We start from the raw sequence: 13,320 nt of genomic DNA, 5'->3' as shown, positions 1-13,320 counted from the left end.
CATGGGGCGATTTCTTCTTTGACAGGCCGGGGAAAGCCGCGCATCGCTTGGGTCTAACGAGGCCCTCCGATGCAGCTTTACCTTCCGATTGCCGAGGTATCGGTCAATGCCTTCCTCCTTTTGGGGATCGGGGGGTTCGTGGGGTTTTTGTCGGGCATGTTCGGCGTGGGGGGCGGGTTCCTGATCACGCCGCTGCTGATGCTGATCGGGGTGCCGCCCGGGGTGGCTGTGGCCACCGGGGCAAATCAGGTCGTGGCCTCGTCGATTTCGGGTGTCCTGGCGCAGTTCAAGCGTCGCGCGGTCGACATGAAGATGGGCACGGTGTTGACGGTGGGGGGGCTTGTCGGATCGACCTTCGGCGGCTGGGTCTTTGACCTGATGGGCCGCGCCGGGCAAACCGATGTCTTTGTCCAGCTGTCCTATGTCCTGTTCCTGGGCCTGATCGGCGCCATGATGCTGACAGAGAGCCTGCGCGCCCTGCGCCGCGTTGGCGCCCCCAAGGTGCGGCGCGGAAGGGTTCATTCCATCGTCCATGACCTGCCCTTCAAGGTGAAGTTCCGCGCTTCGGGCCTGTATATCTCGGTGCTGCCACCCTTGATGGCGGGCTTTGTCGTGGGCTTTTTGTCGGCCATCATGGGGGTCGGGGGCGGCTTCATCATGGTGCCCCTGATGATCTATGTGCTGGGGATGCCCACCAAGGTCGTGGTCGGCACCTCGCTGTTCCAGATCACTTTTGTGACCGCCTATACGACGCTGGTCCATGCCGTCACCCATCACACGGTGGACATGATGCTGGCGCTTTTGCTGATCCTGGGCGGCGTGATCGGGGCGCAGATCGGTACCAAGGTCGGCGTCCGGCTGAAGGCCGAACAGCTGCGCGTCCTCTTGTCGCTTCTGGTGCTGATGGTCGCGGTCAAGATCGGCTTTGACCTGATACTGACGCCCGCAGAGCTTTACTCGGTGACGTTACGATGACGGGAGTGATGAGGGGACTGTTGCTTCTTTTGGCGCTGGCGCTGCCCCTGCGCGCCGAAGAGATCGTCTCGGGGGTTTCGACCTCGGATATCTCGATCACCACGGATTTCAACGGCACGGCGATCCTGATCTATGGCGCGGCCATGCGCGAGGCGCCGCCGCCGGATTGGCCGCTGTTGCAGGTCATCGTGACGGTTGAAGGCCCCGCGACGCCGCTGGTGATCCGCAAGAAACAGCGGGTGGCCGGCATTTGGCTGAACCGTGGCGCGGTCGAAATCGCCTCGGCGCCGTCGTTTTACGCCGTGGCCACGACCGGGGAGCTGGAGGCGATCCTCAGCCCCGAAGAGGACGCCAAGCACCATGTCTCGATCCCCTCGACGATCCGGGCGATTGCGGGGAAAGAGGACGAGGACACCTATGTCGAGGCGCTGCAGCGCATCCGCGAGGGGACGGGGCAATATCGCCTGGCGCAAAACGCGGTCCTGCTGCTGCGCCAATCGCTGTTTCGCACCGATGTGACCTTGCCCGCCAACCTGGTCGAGGGCGATTACCGGGTGCGGATATTCCTGACCCGCGGCGGCAAGGTGGTGGACCTGCAAGAGAACGTCATCGACGTTCGCAAGGCCGGGCTGGAGCGGTGGCTTTATAACCTCGCGATGCAGCAGCCGCTGATCTATGGGCTTTTGTCTTTGGTCATCGCCATGCTGGCGGGCTGGGGCGCGTCAGAGCTGTTCCGGCGGCTGAGATTGTAGGGGGCTGAGGTTGTAGGGGGGCGCTGCCCCCCAACCCCCGGAGATATTTAGGTCAGTATGAAAGACCGCGGTGCCTCAGGGCATCAGGAAATGAGCCGTGGCGGCGGCGAAGGGTTTCAGGCGGTTGTCCTGCCAGGCCTCGACATGGACGGAGGCGAAACGGCGGCCCGAGCGGTTCACGCGGGCGCGGGCATAGGCGTCGCGTGGCAGGCCAGACCGCAGGTAATCCACGGTGAAGGTCACGGTTTTCGGCAGAGCGATGATCTCGGACATGGTGCCGGATTCGATGTCTTCCCAGAGGTTCGACCACGACAGTTCGATGATCGCGGTGATTTCCAGAAAAGCGGCCGTGGCGCCACCATGCAGGGCGGGCAGCATCGGGTTGCCGATCAGCATGGGTTGAAACGGCAGATGGGCGGTCAGTTCGTCGCCGCGCCGGTCGAACCTCGCGCCCAGAAATCCGATATAGGGGACGGAGGCCACGAGACGGGCAAGGGCGGCCTCGCGGCGGGATTTGACGACTTCGACGGGCTCGGGGGGGAGGCGCATCTACCGCTCCAGCGTGAAAGTGCCGGTGCCCATGGCGACCGGGCGAGTGGGGTCGGCGTCATGCGCCGTCACACGGATAAAGGCCACCGACCGCGTGACATGGTGACATTCGGCCCGCGCGGTGATCTGTTGCCCCGGCGTCGCGGGGCGCATGTAGTCGATGCGCAGGTCCAGCGTCGCGGTCGACCTTGGCGCCGAGGGATGCGACATGACCGAAGCGCCCGAGGCGGTATCCATCAGGGCCGAGATTGCGCCGCCATGGATCACGCCGGTTGCGGGGTCTCCGATCAGGCGGGGGTCATAGGGCATGGTGATCGTGGCCACGCCCTCGCCCAAATCGGTCAGCTGCATCCCCAGCGCCTTGGAATGGGGCAGCGCGTGGATGAAGCTTTGGGCCAAAGCCAGGCGCGGGTCTTCTGGGCGGGGGTCATCAGGGATGGGATCATCGGTCATGGGCGGTATCTTGGCGCAAGGGAAGCCGCCTGCAAGAGGGATTTGCATGGGGCTGACGTTGACGTTAAGGTAAGCTCATGGATGACACCCTTCTGACCTTCAAGGACATGTGCGCGAAGTTCGACGTGACGCCGCGCACCCTGCGCTATTACGAGTATATCGAACTGATCGCGCCGCAAAAACAGGGCCGCGCGCGGTTCTATGGCGCGCGGGAATGTGCGCGGATGACGCTGATTCTGCGCGGCCGGCATTTCGGCTTTTCGCTGGAGGAAATCCGGCAATGGCTGCTGATCTACAACATGAAGGGCACAAGGTCGCAGCTTGAGGCCTGGTTGGAGCTGGCGGATCGCCGTCTGGCCGCGCTGGCTGCCGAAGAGGCGGAGTTGGCCCGCCGTATTGCCGATCTGCGCGCCCTGCGCACCGCCTCGGCCGAGGATCTGTCGAACCTCCCGTGACGCCACGTTACCTTGACGTCAACGTCAATTTCCCTTTTCATGGCGCGGGGCACGCGCCATCCTGATCCCATGGAGGCTGTGATGGACGATGTCCTGACGATCGGCGAAATGTGCGCGGCCTATCAGGTCACGGCGCGGACGCTGCGGTTTTATGAGCAAAAAGAGCTGATCTGGCCGATCCGCCAGGGCTCGCACCGGCTTTATGACCGCAAGGCGCGGGCGCGGCTGCAGTTGATCCTGCGCGGCAAACGCTTTGGCTTTTCGTTGGAAGATATCCGTCAGCTTCTGGACATGTATGAGCGCGAGGGCTCCAACCAGGCCCAGCTGGAGCGGACCTATGCCGTGGCGGTGGACCGTCTGGGGCAGATGGTGGCGCAGCGGGACGAATTGGACCTGGCCATCGCAGAGTTGAAACAGGAATTGGCCGAGGGGGCTGCGATGATCGCGGCCTTCAAGGCGGCAGCGGAGTAAGACATGGGTTATCGCGCACCTTTGACGGACATCGGCTTCGTTCTGCACCATGTGCTGAAGGTGCAAGACAGCGACATTCCCGGCTATGGCGATCTGGATACGGGGTTTACGCAGGCGATCCTGGAGGAGGCGGGCAAGCTGTGCGCCGATATGCTGGCGCCCCTGAACGCGGTGGGCGACCGTGAGGGGTGCCGGTTGGAGAATGGCAAGGTCCGCGTGCCTTCGGGCTTTCAACAGGCCTTTGACGCCCTGCGTCAGGGGGGCTGGACGGCGATCGACTGTGACGTGGATCATGGCGGTCAGGGCCTGCCCTATATCCTGCATACGGCGGTGAATGAGACCTTCGTTTCGGCGAACATGGCCTTGCAGATGTATCAGGGCCTGACCCATGGCGCCTACTCGGCCCTTCGGGTGCATGGCACGGAGGCGCAGAAGGCCTATTACCTGCCCAAGCTTGCGACCTGCGAATGGACCGGCACGATGAACCTGACCGAGCCGCAATGCGGCACGGACCTGGGTCTGATCCGCACCAAGGCAGAGCCGCAACCGGATGGGTCCTATCTGATCACCGGGACCAAGATCTTCATCTCGGCCGGCGATCACGAGATGGCGTCGAACATCATCCATCTGGTGCTGGCCAAGGCGCCGGGCGGGGGTGAGGGGACGCGCGGGATCAGCCTCTTTGTCGTGCCGAAATACCTGGAGGATGGCAGCCGCAATGCCGTGGCCCCCGGCAAGGTCGAAGACAAGATGGGCATCCATGGCAATGCCACCTGCGTGATGAATTACGACGGCGCACGGGGCTGGCTGGTGGGGGACCTGCACAAGGGGATGCGCGCCATGTTCACCATGATGAACGAAGCGCGGTTGGGCGTGGCGCTGCAGGGCTATGCGGTGGCGGAAGCCGCCTATCAATCCTCGGTGGGTTATGCGCGGGAGCGTATTCAGGGCCGCGGTGTGACCTCGGGTCCCGGGCCGTCCGAGGCCTTGATCGTGCACCCGGACGTGCGGCGGATGTTGATGGATCAGAAGGCCTTTGTCGAAGGGGCCCGCGCGCTGACCTATTGGGGCGCCGTGATGCTGGACCGGGCGCATCGGCTGGGGGATCGCGCGGCGGAGGGGGTGGTGTCGCTGTTGATCCCGGTGATGAAGGGCTTCCTGACCGACAAGGGGTTCGAGGGCGCGGTGACGGCGCAGCAGGTCTGGGGCGGGCATGGCTATATCGAGGACAATGGGGTCAGCCAATATGTCCGCGATGCGCGGATCGCGATGATCTATGAGGGCGCCAATGGGGTGCAGGCCTTGGACCTTGTGGGCCGCAAGCTGACCGCAGAGGGTGGCAAGCCGGTGATGGATTTCTTTGACATCCTGAAATCCGAATGTTGCGCCCATGACGACCGGCCCGAGATGGCCGAGTTCACCGGCGCGCTGAAAGTGGCCTCCAAGCAGATGCAGGCCGCGGCCATGGTCTTTGCCGAGCGGGGGATGAAGAACCCGAATGACGCTTTGGCAGGCTCGACCGATTTCCTGCATCTGGCGGGGCATGTCTGCCTGGGCCTGATGTGGGTGCGGATGGCGCGGGCTGCTTTAGAGATGGGCGGCAGCTTTGGCGCGGCCAAGCTGGTGACGGCGCGGCATTACATGACCCGCGCTCTGCCGGCCTGCGCGCTGCATCTGGCGCGGATCGAGGCCGGGGGGGCTTCGGTCATGGCTCTGGCGGCGGAGGATTTCTGAGGGCTTGGGGGGGAGCGCGGCCCTCCGCACCCACCCGAAGAGCGGGGGTTTCACACCCCCGCACCCCCGTGGAGATATTTGGATCAGTATGAAAGCTGGACGGAATCGAGAGGGGGAGGCGTTGCGGCTTGGGGCGAAGAGGTTCAGGCTTAGGGCGAAAGGAGGGCCCTCATGCCCAAGAGATTTCGACTGACGCGGCGGTTTCCCGTTGCGATGACCGAAGAAGGATACCGCCGTCTGCGCCGTTTCGCGGCCGAGGCGGGGTTGGAGGAGGGGGAGGCCTTGTCCTTCCTGTTCGAACATTTCGACAGCGTCACGGACCATGAGAAACTGGTCCACCGGATGCGGCTGTTCCAGGCCGAGTTGGAGGAGAGGCGATGAAGCTTTACGGATTCGGCGAAAGCGGCAATGCCTATAAGGTGGCGCTGATGCTGGAACTGACCGGCACCCGGTGGGAGCTGGAGTTCGTGCCCTTCTTTACCGGGGGCGCCCGGACGCCTGAATTCCGCGCGCTGAACCCGATGGGAGAGGTGCCGGTGCTGGTCGATGGCGATCTGGTGCTGACGCAATCCGGCGTCATGCTGGATCACCTGGCGCAGGTCACGGGGCAGTTTGGCGGGCCGCGGGCGGAGGTGCTGCGCTGGCTGCTCTGGGACAATCACAAGCTGTCGGCGCAGATCGGGTCCTGCCGGTTCCTGATGAACTTCCTGCCCGAGGAGAAGCGACCCGTGGGGGTGATCCCCTTCCTGCAGGGGCGTTTGAGGGCGGCTTATCAGGTGCTGGAGGGCGAGCTTTCGCGCCGCGACTGGCTGGTGGGGGATGCGGCCTCAATCGCGGATATCTCGTGCTGTGGGTATCTGTATTACCCGGAGCCTTACGGCTTTGACCGCGCGGACTGGCCGGCCATCGGGGCCTGGCTGGACCGGATCGCAGCACTTCCCGGCTGGCGGCCTCCCTATGACCTGATGCCCCCCGCCTTCAAGTAATCGCGCCTTAAAGTAACTGCGCATATACCCGAGGAGACCCACATGGACGCCTATATCTTCGACGCCATCCGATCCCCCCGCGGCAAGGGGCGGCCTGACGGGGCCTTGCATGAGGTCACGTCGGTGGCCTTGTCGGCGCAGATCCTGGACGCTTTGGCCGCGCGCAACGGGATCACAGGCGCGGTGATCGAGGATGTCATCTGGGGCAATGTCACGCAGGTGGGCGAACAAGGCGGCTGCCTGGCGCGCTCGGCGGTCCTGGCCAGCGGGCTGGACGAAGCGATCCCGGGCCTGTCGATCAACCGGTTCTGCGCCAGCGGCATGGAGGCGGTCAACCTGGCCGCCCAGGGGGTTGCGGCCAATGGCGGCGCCTATATCGCCGGCGGGGTCGAGATGATGAGCCGGGTGGCCATGGGCTCGGACGGCGCGGCGATTGCGGTGGACCCCTCGCTGGCCATGGGCACGCGGTTCGTGCCGCAGGGGATTTCGGCCGACATCATCGCCACGGAATACGGCTTTACGCGGGACATGGCCGATGCCCTGGCGGTGGAAAGCCAACGCCGGGCGGCCAAGGCCTGGGGCGAGGGGCGCTTTGCGCGCTCAGTGGTCCCGGTGCGCGACCGCAATGGGCTGATGATCCTGGAGCATGATGAATACATGCGCCCCGGGACCGATATGGCGACCTTGGGTGCGCTGAAGGCGGCCTTCAAGGAGATGGGCGAGGTCATGCCGGGCTTCGACAAGGTGGCCTTGATGAAATACCCGCATCTGGAGCGGATCAACCACATCCACCACGCCGGGAACTCCAGCGGGATCGTCGATGGGGCGGCGGCGGTGCTGGTGGGATCAAAGGAATGGGGCGACGCCCATGGGCTGAAGCCCCGCGCCCGCATCCGCGCCGTGGCCCGGGTCGGCACGGACCCGACCATCATGCTGACCGGTCCCGTGCCGGTGACAGAACGCATCCTGAAGACTGCGGGCCTGACCATCCGCGACATCGACCTTTTCGAGGTGAACGAGGCCTTTGCCGCCGTCGTCCTGCGCTTTCAGCAGGCTTTCGACGTCGATCCGGCGCTTGTTAACGTCAATGGCGGGTCGATTGCCATGGGGCATCCTTTGGGGGCGACAGGGGCGATGATCCTTGGCACACTCTTGGACGAGATGGAACGCAGCGACAAGACGCTTGGCCTTGCGACCCTATGCGTGGCCAGCGGGATGGGCGCGGCGACGGTGCTGGAAAGGCTTTGAAATGAAGCACTTGGGGCGCAGACATGCCGGTTCGCGGGGGGCTTGGGGCGCATCCCCTCAGCCATGCCTGCGACGCATGGCCGCCACCCGAGTCGCTTTAGACCGACAAAGCGTCGCTTCAACCCTAAGGAGATTCCCCTCAGGTTGTATCGCGACCTCTGGTCCAAAGCGTTTCGAGGAACCCGCGCCCCATGTATGCCCGTCTGCAAGACCTTCTCCAATGGCGCATGTCGCTCTTTTTGACCGGGCGGCATGGCGATCTGGCGCAGGAATATCTTTACCCCTTTCCGATCTATACCGGCGGGCGGCAACAGGTCGTGCGGTCAGCCGCCGATATGGAAGCGACGTTCGGGCGCCTGCACAAGATGGCCACGGCCCGCGACATCGCCCGGATCGAGACCTGGGTGGTCGCCATCGAACTGCCGCGCGGTGGGCGGTTCCGGGTCTGGGTCGCGCATCGCGACTTTGGCAAGGATGGGGAATCGCTCGGGTCGGGGCAGATCGTGCATTACTGTCGCATGACCGACGCCGGGATCAAGACCGAGATGTCGGACTATCCGCAGTGTCAAAGCGACTGGCTTTCGACCGAACCGCGGCGCGCGCTGGCCTGAGGCTTGACGGGGGCGCGGATGCCTGACCGCGCCATCCCCGAACTGTCCGACCTTTTGACACGGGCCCTGATCGGCGGCGATTTCGCGCAGTATCGCACGCTTGTGACCTTGCCGATGCAATTCACGCCGCGGGGCGAAAAGCCCTATGTCCTGACGACCGAAGCCGACCTTCGCGCCGATTTCGACCTTTATGTCGGAATCATCCGCACCCATGGCGTGACGGATATCTATCGCAAGTTGCTGGGCGTGCACCGCACCGAACAGGGCGCCGAGGCGCGGCTTCTGACCCATATCCTGGTGCGCGCCCGCCTTCTGGCAGAGCCTTTCGAAACCCGGATGCGCCTGGTGCAGGGCAACGAGGGCTGGAAGATTGCCGAGATCGAAAGTTCGGAAGGGCATATCCACTGGACCATGGGCCGGGCCGAGGTGTCGGACGGCCGTTTCACCCCCAAGGAGACATGATGAAGATCGACCTTGCGCAAGTGCCGGTCAAGACCGGGTCCATCTATCCCGAACCCTATGCCGCGATGATGGCCGGGCGGTCCTCTTTGCGGCTGGGTCAGGCGGGGGGCCTGACGCAATTCGGCGTCAATCTGGTGACGCTGGACCCCGGCGCCCTGTCCAGTCTGCGCCACTGGCACCTGAACGAGGACGAGTTCGTGATGGTGACAGAGGGGACCTGCATCCTGATCACCGATGCGGGCGAAACCGAGATGCGCCCCGGCGACTGCGCGGCCTTTCCGGCCGGGCGCCCGGATGGCCACCATTTCATCAACCGCACCGACGCCCCGGCGCGGTTCCTGGTCGTGGGCACCAAGGCGCCCTCCGAGACAGCCACCTATTCCGATGTCGACATGATGGTCCATATGGCGGATGGCCAGGCGCGCTTCACCCACAAGGACGGCAGCGACTGGAGCGGCCCGAAATGATCGTCACCCCGCCTCAGGCTCTGGCTCAGGAGGGGCTGACCAGCATCCCCCTGTCGGATGCGGGCGGGATCACGCAATTCGGCCTGCATCTGCAAAGCCTTGACCCCGGGGCCTCCACCGGCAAGCGCCACTGGCATACGGCCGAGGACGAGATGGTCTTTGTGCTGGAAGGTCAGGTCACGCTTCTGGACGATGCCGGGGAAACCGCGCTGTTGCCCGGTCAGGCCGCCTGCTTTCGCCGCGGCGATCCGAACGCTCATGCCCTGGCCAACCGCAGCGCGGCGCCTTGCCGCTTTGTCATGATCGGCGCCCGCGCCCGGGGTGATATCTGCACCTATGACGACGGCACGCGCCAGGTCAACACCGCGACCGATTGGCACATCGAGACCCCGTTCGGCGAGCGCATCCGCGGCGGCGCCCTGCCCCCCCACCTGCTGAACCTGGCCGCGCCCTGGGGCGATCCGCCCGGCGCGGGGTCCCGCGTCATCCGCCCCGGCGCGCCTGTGCCCGCCCGGGGCTATACCCATCCGATCCTGGGCGGCGGCCTTGGGGATTACGATTACCACCTTCTGTCCGACCCCGGCGGCCTGACCCAGTTCGGATGCTTTGTCGAAATTCTGCCCCCCGGCAGCCGATCCGCCTTTCGCCACTGGCACGAGGCCGAGGACGAGATGCTGCATGTCCTGGACGGCCACCCCACCCTGATCGAGGATCACGAGACCGCTTTGCAGCCGGGCGATACGCTTGCCTGGCCCCGGGGCGCGGGTCCCGCCCATTGCCTGCAGAACCGGACCGACCGCCCGACCCGCTATCTGGTTCTGGGCACCCGGTTGCACCAGGACCGCATCCACTACCCCGACCACGGGTTGATCACCGAAAAAGACGGCACCGCCCGCCGCTATCTGCAAGAGGCCTGAATGGACAGCGCGGGCATCCTGCAAAGCTATCTGGACGAGGTTTCCACCGCGACCCTGCGCCTCGACTGGGAGGCCTATCGTGAGGCCGTAGCCCTGCCCTGCGCCGTCATCAGCCATGACGAAAGCAAGGTCATCACCACCGAAGACGAGCTGAAGGCCGGCTTTGACACCTTTGCCGGCACGCTGAAGGCGCTGCGCGTCACCGATTACATCCGGCTGGTCGAACAGGCCGCACTTTTGGACCATGACCTGATTTCTGGAAGCTATATCAGCCACTTGATCGCGGGGGGCCAGCGCGTTCTGGCGCCCTATCGGTCTATCATGACCCTGCGGCTGGTGGGCAACCGCTGGAAAGCCGCTTCTGTCACCAACGGGCTTGCCAACAGCCGCTGGCCCCTGATCCGTCTAGAACTCCCGGAGGAAAAATGACCGATTTCACCTATGACCTTGATGCCGATGGCGTGGCCGTGATCACCTGGGACACGCCCGGGCGGTCGATGAATGTCATGTCGATGGCGGGTTTTGCCGAGCTGGAGCGGCTGATCGACCGGGCCTTGGGGGATGGCGCGGTCAAGGGCGTGGTCCTGACCTCGGGGAAAAAGGATTTCGCGGGGGGGATGGACCTGAACGTCCTGGCCCAGATGCAGGCGGGCGGCACGCAGGCGGTGTTTGACGGCATCATGGAAACCCACCGTTTCCTGCGCAAGATCGAACGCGCAGGCATGGACCCCAAGACGCTGAAGGGCGGCAAGCCCGTGGTCTGCGCCATGCCGGGCACGGGGCTGGGGATCGGCTTTGAAATCCCGCTGGCCTGTCACCGCATCATCGCCGCCGACAATCCGAAAGCGAAAATCGGCCTGCCGGAGATCCTGGTGGGTATCTTCCCCGGTGCGGGCGGCACGACGCGACTGATCCGCAAGATGGGCGTGATGCTGGCCGCGCCCTTTCTGATGGAGGGCAAGTTGCTCTCTCCGCGTCTGGCCAAGGCCGAGGGGCTGATCGACGAGGTCGTCCCCGCCGATCAGCTTTTGGCCCGCGCAAAGGAATGGGTCCTGACGGCCAAAGAGGCCGATCTGGTGAAACCCTGGGATCAAAAGGGCTATAAACTGCCCGGCGGCGCGCCCTATCACCCTGCGGGCTTCCAGACCTTTGTCGGCGCCAATGCGATGATCCTGGGGAAAACCCAAGGCTGCTATCCGGCGGCGCAGGCCCTGCTTCAGGCGGCCTATGAGGGCACGATGGTCCCCTTTGACACCGCCCTTCGGGTCGAGGCCCGGGCCTTTACCGGCGTGCTGATGGACCCCACCTCCTCCGCGATGATCCGCAGCCTGTTCATCAATAAAGAGGCGCTGGAGAAAGGCGCCCGCCGCCCCGACCTGCCCGATGAAAGCGTCAAGGTCCTTGGCGTCATCGGCGCGGGCATGATGGGGGCGGGCATCGCCTATGTGGCGGCCAATGCCGGGATTTCCGTGGTGCTGATCGACGCCACGCAAGAGGCGGCTGAAAAGGGCCGCGCCCATGCCGAGGCGCTTTTGGAAAAGGGTGTCCAGCGCCGGAAAGTGACGCCCGAGAAAAAGGCCGAGGTCCTGGCCCGCATCACCGCCACCACCGATTACGCCGCCCTTGCCCCCTGTGACCTGGTCGTCGAAGCGGTCTTCGAAGACCCATCGGTCAAGGCCGAAGTCACCGCCAAGGTGGAGGCCGCAACCGGCGCGATCCTGGCCACCAACACGTCAACCCTGCCGATCTCGGGGCTTGCCAAAGCCTCGCAGCGCCCGGGCAGCTACATCGGCATCCACTTCTTTTCGCCGGTCGACAAGATGGCGTTGGTGGAAATCATCCGCGGCAAACAGACCGAAGACCGCGCCGTCGCCAAGGCGCTCGACTTCGTCCGGGCGCTGCGGAAAACCCCCATCGTGGTGAACGACGCCCGGTTTTTCTATGCCAACCGCTGCATCATCCCCTATATCAACGAGGGCCTGCGGATGGTCGCCGAAGGCGTCCCCCCGGCCTTGATCGAGAACGCGGCCAAGCTGCTGGGGATGCCCTTGGGCCCGCTGCAACTGGTGGACGAGACCTCGATCGACCTGGGGGTGAAAATCGCCACCGCCACCCGCGCTGCGATGGGCGACACCTATCCCGACACGGCGGTCGATCAGGTGCTGTTTCCCATGGCCGAACAGGGGCGGCTGGGGCGCAAGGCCAAGGCGGGCTTCTATGCCTATGACGAGGCTGGCAAACGTCTGGACCTATGGGAGGGGCTTTCGGACCTCTGGCCGGTCACACAGACCCCGGACCTGACGACGGTGCAAGATCGCCTCTTGATGATCCAGGCACTAGAGGCGGTGCGGGCGCTGGATGCCGGTGTCCTGACCGATATCCGCGAGGGCGATGTAGGGGCGATCCTGGGATGGGGCTTTGCGCCGTGGTCAGGTGGGCCGTTTTCCTGGCTGGACCGGATCGGCGCGGGTCAGGCCGTGGCGATCTGCGACGGACTTGCCGAACTGGGACCAAGATTCAGCGCCCCGCAAAGCCTGCGCGACATGGCGGCCTCCAGCGCGGCCTTCTATCCCCGCCCCGACGTTCACCCCCGCGCCGCCTGAGCCAACCCCAGCCCGGTCGCAGCCCCGATCAGGGTTGCGACCAGGTGCCGCGCGGCGGCCAGCGGCAGAACCGGCCGCTGCGGCGCCGCCATCAGCCGGGTCAAAAGATCGGCCTTGGCCTCCTCGGAGCCTTCCAGCCCCACAACGACCCCGGGGCCACATTCGATCAGGCTGGCGCGGTCCAGCCGGACTTGCCAGATCGGCAGGGTCGTGGCCCGCGCCACGGGCAGGATGCCGCGCCACCCCTCAAGCGACGAGGCCGGAACCAGCGCCTCGGCCTCTCCGGTATAGGGCATGGCGAAATCGGTTTGGACCAACACGGGCTGGCCGGGCGGCAACAGAAGGTCGGCGGTGTTCTCGAGGGCGCCCGCGGGGATGCGCACAGCCCACAGCGCCGGGCGCTCTTCGCGGGTCAGGCTGACGACGGGGCAAAGCCCGCGGTCGCGCGACAGCACCAGTTCCCCCGGACACAGGCTTTCAATGGCGGCCCAGCCCAAAGGCGTCCGCAGCACGGTGCCGGCATAAAGCCCGCGTGCAAGGCCGGCGCGGCCCGATATGGCGATGGTCAAGGCGGGATCGTGGCGACCCATGTCATGCCCTCCGATGTTTCCCACAAATGGCGCCAGGCGACGGGCAG

Annotated in this window: 17 protein-coding genes; 14 read left to right on the top strand and 3 right to left on the bottom strand. The window is 65.1% G+C overall.

The window, feature by feature from the left end:
* The first annotated feature begins 69 nt into the window (after positions 1 to 69).
* Both NX862_RS06965 and NX862_RS06960 read left to right on the top strand, forming a co-directional pair.
* Positions 70 to 975 carry a sulfite exporter TauE/SafE family protein gene (locus NX862_RS06965; RefSeq protein ID WP_264493160.1) on the top strand — a complete coding sequence of 302 codons (906 nt, stop codon included), beginning with the start codon at positions 70 to 72 and terminating at the stop codon, positions 973 to 975.
* A gap of 8 nt (positions 976 to 983) precedes the next feature.
* The gene (locus NX862_RS06960; protein WP_264493159.1) at positions 984 to 1,727 is read left to right on the top strand and encodes a TIGR02186 family protein; all 744 of its coding nucleotides are present in this window, start codon (positions 984 to 986) and stop codon (positions 1,725 to 1,727) included.
* 75 nt (positions 1,728 to 1,802) lie between these two features.
* On the opposite strand, the gene NX862_RS06955 is transcribed toward NX862_RS06960, so the two are convergent.
* Positions 1,803 to 2,276 carry a PaaI family thioesterase gene (locus tag NX862_RS06955; protein WP_264493158.1) on the bottom strand — a complete coding sequence of 158 codons (474 nt, stop codon included), beginning with the start codon at positions 2,274 to 2,276 and terminating at the stop codon, positions 1,803 to 1,805.
* A complete protein-coding gene (locus tag NX862_RS06950) occupies positions 2,277 to 2,729 on the bottom strand; it encodes a PaaI family thioesterase (RefSeq protein WP_264493157.1) in 453 nt (150 codons plus the stop codon).
* Between the two features lie 77 nt (positions 2,730 to 2,806).
* On the opposite strand from NX862_RS06950, the gene NX862_RS06945 reads away from it, so the two are divergent.
* The 12 genes from NX862_RS06945 to NX862_RS06890 all read left to right on the top strand — a co-directional run bounded on the left by NX862_RS06945 (position 2,807) and on the right by NX862_RS06890 (position 12,683).
* On the top strand, positions 2,807 to 3,184 hold the full coding sequence (locus NX862_RS06945) for a MerR family DNA-binding protein (protein ID WP_264493156.1): 378 nt from the start codon (positions 2,807 to 2,809) through the stop codon (positions 3,182 to 3,184).
* A gap of 78 nt (positions 3,185 to 3,262) precedes the next feature.
* Positions 3,263 to 3,655, top strand: coding sequence for a MerR family transcriptional regulator (locus NX862_RS06940; protein ID WP_264493469.1), 393 nt, complete (start codon positions 3,263 to 3,265; stop codon positions 3,653 to 3,655).
* Between the two features lie 3 nt (positions 3,656 to 3,658).
* Entirely contained in the window at positions 3,659 to 5,389 is a 1,731-nt protein-coding gene (locus NX862_RS06935) for an acyl-CoA dehydrogenase (RefSeq protein ID WP_264493155.1), read from the top strand.
* Between the two features lie 171 nt (positions 5,390 to 5,560).
* Entirely contained in the window at positions 5,561 to 5,770 is a 210-nt protein-coding gene (locus NX862_RS06930) for a hypothetical protein (protein ID WP_264493154.1), read from the top strand.
* On the top strand, positions 5,767 to 6,375 hold the full coding sequence (locus tag NX862_RS06925; RefSeq protein ID WP_264493153.1) for a glutathione S-transferase family protein: 609 nt from the start codon (positions 5,767 to 5,769) through the stop codon (positions 6,373 to 6,375). Before NX862_RS06930 ends, NX862_RS06925 begins: the two co-directional genes overlap by 4 nt.
* A 42-nt stretch (positions 6,376 to 6,417) precedes the next feature.
* Positions 6,418 to 7,623 (top strand): acetyl-CoA C-acetyltransferase, encoded by a 1,206-nt coding sequence (locus NX862_RS06920; protein ID WP_264493152.1) that lies wholly within the window; start codon positions 6,418 to 6,420, stop codon positions 7,621 to 7,623.
* A gap of 227 nt (positions 7,624 to 7,850) precedes the next feature.
* Entirely contained in the window at positions 7,851 to 8,234 is a 384-nt protein-coding gene (locus NX862_RS06915) for a hypothetical protein (RefSeq protein ID WP_264493151.1), read from the top strand.
* A gap of 18 nt (positions 8,235 to 8,252) precedes the next feature.
* Positions 8,253 to 8,696, top strand: a complete 444-nt coding sequence (locus NX862_RS06910) for a hypothetical protein (protein WP_264493150.1) — start codon at positions 8,253 to 8,255, stop codon at positions 8,694 to 8,696.
* Entirely contained in the window at positions 8,693 to 9,163 is a 471-nt protein-coding gene (locus NX862_RS06905; RefSeq protein WP_264493149.1) for a cupin domain-containing protein, read from the top strand. The genes NX862_RS06910 and NX862_RS06905 overlap by 4 nt, the downstream gene beginning before the upstream one ends.
* On the top strand, positions 9,160 to 10,080 hold the full coding sequence (locus NX862_RS06900; RefSeq protein WP_264493148.1) for a cupin domain-containing protein: 921 nt from the start codon (positions 9,160 to 9,162) through the stop codon (positions 10,078 to 10,080). The genes NX862_RS06905 and NX862_RS06900 overlap by 4 nt, the downstream gene beginning before the upstream one ends.
* Entirely contained in the window at positions 10,081 to 10,509 is a 429-nt protein-coding gene (locus NX862_RS06895) for a hypothetical protein (protein ID WP_264493147.1), read from the top strand.
* Positions 10,506 to 12,683, top strand: a complete 2,178-nt coding sequence (locus NX862_RS06890; RefSeq protein WP_264493146.1) for a 3-hydroxyacyl-CoA dehydrogenase NAD-binding domain-containing protein — start codon at positions 10,506 to 10,508, stop codon at positions 12,681 to 12,683. Before NX862_RS06895 ends, NX862_RS06890 begins: the two co-directional genes overlap by 4 nt.
* On the opposite strand, the gene NX862_RS06885 is transcribed toward NX862_RS06890, so the two are convergent.
* On the bottom strand, positions 12,665 to 13,273 hold the full coding sequence (locus NX862_RS06885) for a Hint domain-containing protein (RefSeq protein WP_264493145.1): 609 nt from the start codon (positions 13,271 to 13,273) through the stop codon (positions 12,665 to 12,667). The two genes, NX862_RS06890 and NX862_RS06885, sit on opposite strands and share 19 nt — an antisense overlap.
* Positions 13,274 to 13,320: the final 47 nt, after the last annotated feature.

This window comes from Stagnihabitans lacustris (assembly GCF_025950525.1).
Classification (GTDB): domain Bacteria; phylum Pseudomonadota; class Alphaproteobacteria; order Rhodobacterales; family Rhodobacteraceae; genus Stagnihabitans.
Note: the sequence above shows the minus strand (reverse complement) of the source record. Positions and strands in the feature narration are given on the sequence as shown.